Below are 1,150 nucleotides of genomic sequence, written 5' to 3'. Positions count from 1 at the left end.
GGAATATTTTTTACAATATAAAAATGGAAGACATAATTGCTGTCTCTTATACACATCTAGATGTGTATAAGAGACAGAATAAAAACTGTATTGAATGAAAATGATGAACCAGTTCTATAAAAAATATATGAGCAAAAGCTATACTTATTCTGTCTCTTATACACATCTAGATGTGTATAAGAGACAGGTAAAAATAGAGAATCTACAGTAAGGGGATTCTCTGCTGATGAGATAATATTAGAATTAGAAAAAAGTCTTGGAATCTTTGTAAATACTCATCAGAAGTAGGTTGAAATGAATGAGAGAATTTAAGCAAAAAATAGGAAATAAAGAATTTATAGCTACTGTAGAAAAAGAGTTAGAGCCTCAATTGTTAAGCCTGTTCTACATCCTAAAAAATATGAATGAGGAAGAGTTAATAAATGGATTTTCATTCCAAATTGGCTGGTCAATTTATTTTTTAGAAGAAATAAATAAAGACTCATTCGTTATACTAACAAATGATACTAGCAAAAATCCTTTTGAAGATAAGACTAAAGATTTAACCTTGGCACTATGGGTACAGTTAGAACAAGGTCATTTTTTGAGAAAACTAAACTTGGAAGGCAAATCAATTAGTTTTAGCGATAAAATCATACTTCAAAAAAATATTTTAACTTTCGATACAATGTATATGCAAAGATCTAGTGATGTGGAACTAGGTGATTCAGGTTGGTATATAGGTAGTATAGAAGAGGATAATTCAGAAGAAGATCTATATGCCTTATATGCTTATCAACTTTTAAAACAAAAACCTGAGATAATTCAAGTTCTGGCTCTCCCAGATGAATATATGGTAATTTATGAAAATAATGAAATAAAAACTGTATTGAATGAAAATGATGAACCAGTTCTATAAAAAATATATGAGCAAAAGCTATACTTATTTACGATAAAATAAGGGAATAACGACTTATGATTAAATGTAGCGAAGATAATAGTGGGAATATTTTTTACAATATAAAAATGGAAGACATAATTGAAGTAGAAACGGCATTAGAATTAGAAATTCCTAAAGAACTAAAGGAATTCTTTTTGAGTGTAGGTTATGGTTTTATAAAAGGCTCTGAATATAATATCAACCGTATAATGGATCCTTATTCTATAAGAG

1 protein-coding gene and 1 pseudogene are annotated in these 1,150 nt (G+C 28.3%); both read left to right on the top strand.

The features are described 5' to 3' along the window. Window positions 1–298: 298 nt before the first annotated feature. Window positions 299–898, top strand: a complete 600-nt coding sequence (locus A5819_RS05585; RefSeq protein WP_086277479.1) for a hypothetical protein — start codon at window positions 299–301, stop codon at window positions 896–898. Window positions 899–954: 56 nt separating this feature from the next. Then, a pseudogene (locus A5819_RS05580) lies at window positions 955–1,150 on the top strand (SMI1/KNR4 family protein); the annotation flags it as partial.

Source organism: Enterococcus sp. 7E2_DIV0204 (genome assembly GCF_002140855.1).
GTDB lineage: Bacteria > Bacillota > Bacilli > Lactobacillales > Enterococcaceae > Enterococcus_L > Enterococcus_L lemimoniae.
The sequence above is the reverse complement of the archived record's forward strand: the minus strand, read 5'-3'. Positions and strand labels throughout refer to the sequence as shown.